The organism is Caballeronia terrestris, assembly GCF_001544515.1.
In the GTDB taxonomy this organism is placed as follows: domain Bacteria; phylum Pseudomonadota; class Gammaproteobacteria; order Burkholderiales; family Burkholderiaceae; genus Caballeronia; species Caballeronia terrestris.
This window is the reverse complement of record NZ_FCOL02000181.1, coordinates 1-3,986: the sequence shown is the minus strand read 5'-3', so window position 1 is coordinate 3,986 and position 3,986 is coordinate 1. Positions and strand designations below refer to the sequence as shown.

General features: G+C 61.2%; 5 protein-coding genes. 4 read left to right on the top strand and 1 reads right to left on the bottom strand.

Annotated elements, in window-relative coordinates:
• On the top strand, positions 1-609 hold a 609-nt coding region (locus AWB67_RS34795), incomplete at its 5' end, for an NO-inducible flavohemoprotein (protein ID WP_510183515.1).
• A gap of 518 nt (positions 610-1,127) precedes the next feature.
• Here AWB67_RS34795 and AWB67_RS34790 read toward each other — a convergent pair.
• The gene (locus tag AWB67_RS34790) at positions 1,128-1,448 is read right to left on the bottom strand and encodes a DUF1840 domain-containing protein (RefSeq protein ID WP_062638768.1); all 321 of its coding nucleotides are present in this window, start codon (positions 1,446-1,448) and stop codon (positions 1,128-1,130) included.
• Positions 1,449-1,711: 263 nt separating this feature from the next.
• Here AWB67_RS34790 and AWB67_RS34785 point away from each other — a divergent pair, with 263 nt between their 5' ends.
• The 3 genes from AWB67_RS34785 to AWB67_RS34775 all read left to right on the top strand — a co-directional run.
• On the top strand, positions 1,712-2,884 hold the full coding sequence (locus AWB67_RS34785) for an HPP family protein (RefSeq protein ID WP_087660469.1): 1,173 nt from the start codon (positions 1,712-1,714) through the stop codon (positions 2,882-2,884).
• Between the two features lie 105 nt (positions 2,885-2,989).
• Positions 2,990-3,415 carry a MarR family winged helix-turn-helix transcriptional regulator gene (locus tag AWB67_RS34780; protein ID WP_062638735.1) on the top strand — a complete coding sequence of 142 codons (426 nt, stop codon included), beginning with the start codon at positions 2,990-2,992 and terminating at the stop codon, positions 3,413-3,415.
• Between the two features lie 17 nt (positions 3,416-3,432).
• The coding region (locus AWB67_RS34775) for a chloride channel protein (RefSeq protein WP_143328456.1) at positions 3,433-3,986 on the top strand (554 nt) is incomplete at its 3' end.

Sequence of the window (3,986 nt, the reverse complement as noted above, 5' to 3'; positions counted from 1 at the left end):
CGTCAATACACTCTGTCGGACGCGCCGCACGGCAAATGGCTACGCATATCGGTGAAACGGGAGGCCGCCGGCGAGGGCGACGCTGCAAAACCGGCCGGCCGAGTCTCCACTCTGTTACATGACGAATTGCACGCTGGCGGACATGTCGAAGTGAGCGCGCCCTATGGCGATTTCGTCCTGGAGCGTACCAAGCGAACGCCTGTCGTATTAATAAGCGGCGGTGTTGGCCTGACGCCCATGGTTTCGATGCTGGCCACGATTGTGATGGATTCTGCCACCCGCCGCGTCAGCTTCCTCCATGCGTGTCGCAACCGACGAGTGCATGCCTTTCGAGAATGGCTCGACGACGTCATAGCCGATCACCCGAATGCTTCGAAACTGACGTTTTACGAGGAAGTCGGGCCGAACGACGTACAGGGCAGCGACTACGATTTCGTCGGACGCCTTGAGCTCGCAACGATTCGCGAAGCGGTGCTGCTTCGCGACGCGGAGTACTTCGTGTGCGGACCCATGCCGTTCATGCGCGCGCAGGTGGACGCATTGCGGGCTCTGGGAGTCGACGCATCGCGAATTCGCACGGAGGTTTTCGGAGTCGGCGACCTCCGTTAGACATGGGACGGCGCTTTGGGACGGCGCTTTGCGACGGGCCGCACGCCACTTTCGATATAGGGTTCTATCCCCTATCGGGCACGGCAGAGTTCGCAACAGTTCTTTCGCCAGTACTTTTGACGATTCAGGCCGAGGGCCAGACAAACATAACGTGTGCACCGGCCTTCGGGCTCGTCTCGCCACTACGCCACCTTATCAAGGTGAAAGAGCCTGTATGAATAAGATCCGGCAGTACGTTGCCGTATGGTCCGATGACCCGCAGCACTGCTGAGCCTGCGCCAATGTGGCAACAGTCGCAAAAGTTGCAGCAGGTCGATTGCGCGCAGGTCGTCGTTTCAGGAAAACCGCCGATTGCGACCGCGCTCGTTGCCGCGAGTCGCGGCTGAGCGAACGAACTGGCGACGAAAACGCCCCAAAGCATTGCAAACGCCAAAATCTTCATGGCCGCTCCCATGGGCCGACGACATTAGATTCCTCCCGCAGCGCCCCATCTTTCCTTTAAGTGCTGTATAGCGTCATCAAAGTCCCCAGATGACGTCTGCCTCTTGATCGCGTGCCTGGCGCAGCATGTCCAGAAATGGATAGGCGCGCTGAGAGAGCCCAGCGCGATGCTCGTAAGCATTAGCGTGCGTCGTATGATGTAAAGGCGCGCTTCCTTCTTCAGTGTTTTTATCGTCGACGATCGCGGCCTCAAGGCGCTCGATAGCACCGGGTAGTTGCTCCCGCGTAATGACGCCTCGCACGTCCAATCGCTTGCCAACGAGCCCCAGCAGATAGCCCGCCAGGTCCTTGAGCATCGTGACATCCGGCGCGGCTTTCGATTGAAAGGTGATCAGCATGACACTCCTCCTCGCTGTCAATTCCTGGTCGGGCACACAGAGCACCATCGACCTATCAGACGCTCATTTTACATCACACTATGATATAGTGCACGTCCGGCGCGTAGTCAGATGGGCTCAAAGCCTTAATCTGAGCTTTTCCCGACGCGGGGAGTCGCGTTTTATATCATGCTGTAATATATTTATTTCTAATGGTTCCTTTGCCGGCTGATGCTGTTGCCCCTAAGGTGGGTCCCTTTGCTTGCACTTCTGCCTGAGTAAACTTGAGTCGCACTTCACTTGTTGGCTGGCTTGTCAGCTTTGCACCGTCGTCAGTTGCCGTCAGATGGCCTGAACGCCTTCGCTCCTGCCTCGGGGCGCTGATCGGGATCGGCTTCACTGGCGGCACGATGCATCTGATGCTTGGGTCGTCGGCGAGCATTCCGTTGCTTGTCGCGCCGATGGGCGCCTCTGCCGTGCTGCTCTTCGCCGTGCCGGCGAGTCCGCTTGCGCAGCCCTGGTCAATTATCGGCGGAAATCTCGTGTCGGCAACGGTCGGGGTCGCCTGCGCGACCTGGATCGCCGACCCCGTCGATGCGGCGGCGCTCGCTATCGCTTTGGCGATCTGCGCGATGTTCACACTGCGGTGTGTGCACCCGCCGTCTGGAGCGGTGGCGCTCACTGCGGTCCTTGGCGGTCCATCGATCCATTCGTTGGGCTTCGGCTTTGTGTTCGAACCGATCCTCATTCAGTCGTTCGCCTTGCTCGCAGCGGCAATCGTGTTCCATGCGCTGACAGGCCACCGCTATCCGCACGTCGCCGGACAAAGCGTGAAAGGCAATGCGGTAAGCCAGGCCTCGAACCTCGCCACGAACCCGGGTTTCACGCGCGCCGATCTGGAACTGGTGCTCGCGCGGCGCGGCGAAATGCTCGACATCGACCCCGCCGATTTCGAGTCGGTCGTGAACGAAGCGCAGTTGCAAGCGTACATCCGCGGCTTCGGCGAGTTGACCTGTGGGGACATCATGTCCCACCCGGTCGCATCGATCTTCGCGACAACAACGGCTGCAACGGCTTCCGACCTGTTAAGCCGTCGTGCCGTGAAGGCTCTGCCGGTGGCCGACGCGCAAGGTCATGTGGTCGGCATCGTGACCCGCGCGGACCTTGCGCGCGACGCGTGCGCCAGCCCGTTGGGGGCACTGTTGCGACGCCCGGCCCGCTGGTTCGCAGGCAACGACGGTTCGCCGCGGCTCGTCGGCGCATTGATGGCGACAGACGTCTGCACGGTAGGCAGCGCGAGGCCGATCGCCGAGCTCGTGCCGCTCTTCGCCAATTACGGCCACCATCACATTCCGGTGGTCGATGTGCACGAGCGGCTGGTCGGCATGATCACACAAGCCGACCTGATCTCGGGTCTCTATCGGCAAACGCAATTGCCGCAGCGACAGGCCGCCTAGAGACAGGGCGACCTTTCTACGCGAGTCGCGAGTCGCCAGTCGCGAATCGGCCGTTCGTATCACTTTGTGATATATAATCGCGCTTTGCGAGTTTGAGACATCACGATGAAAGAGCTTGTCCGCGGCGAGACGCGCAACTTAAGCAAAAAAGATTTCGAGCAACTTTCGGCGTTTCGGTACCAGATGCGGCGCTTTGAGCGCTTCTCTGAGCAGGCCGCCCACGGGGAAGGCGTTACGCCGCTGCAGTATCTGCTACTGCTGCATATTCGCGGCTATCCCGGCCGCGACTGGGCGACGATCGGCGAATTGGCCGAACGACTGCAGTCACACCACCACGGCGTCGTCGCGCTGGTGACGCGTTGCGAAGCGCTCGATCTCGTGCGGCGCCAGGTCAGTCAGACGGATCGGCGGCAGGTCGAAGTGCATTTGCAGAAGGCGGGTGAGCAGGCGCTCGCGCGGCTCGCGCAACTTCATCGCGCGGAGCTAAAGTCGCTGCAGGGCTCTTTCCGCGTGCCTCAAATCGACTTCTGACGGGTTTTCAACGCCTCATGAACCTTCATTCGACCCGGCGCGACTTCGCGGCGAATGCCCGGCTGCCCGGCATTTCCGCGCTCGCCTCCGTGATCGGCGGTATCGCCACGCTCGCGGCGTTCGTGCTGCTCTCGCTCATCCATCTGTTCACCAACCTGTTTTTCTTCGGCAGCTTTTCGTTCGCGGACCGCTCACCCGCTGACAACACGCTCGGACTCTGGGTGATCGTCGTGCCAGTTATCGGCGGGCTCATCGTCGGACTGATGGCGCGTTTCGGCTCCGAGAAGATTCGCGGCCACGGCATCCCCGAAGCGATCGAGGCGATTTTGTTCGGCAAGAGTCGCATGTCGCCGAAAGTCGCCGTGCTGAAGCCGCTGTCGTCGGGGATTGTGATCGGCAGCGGCGGGCCGTTCGGTGCCGAAGGCCCGATCATCATGACGGGAGGCGCGCTCGGCTCGCTGATCGCGCAGTGCGTGAAGGTGACCGCCGCGGAACGCAAGACGCTGCTCGTCGCCGGAGCGGCCGCGGGCATGACGGCCGTGTTCGGCACGCCTGTCGCCGCCGTGCTGCT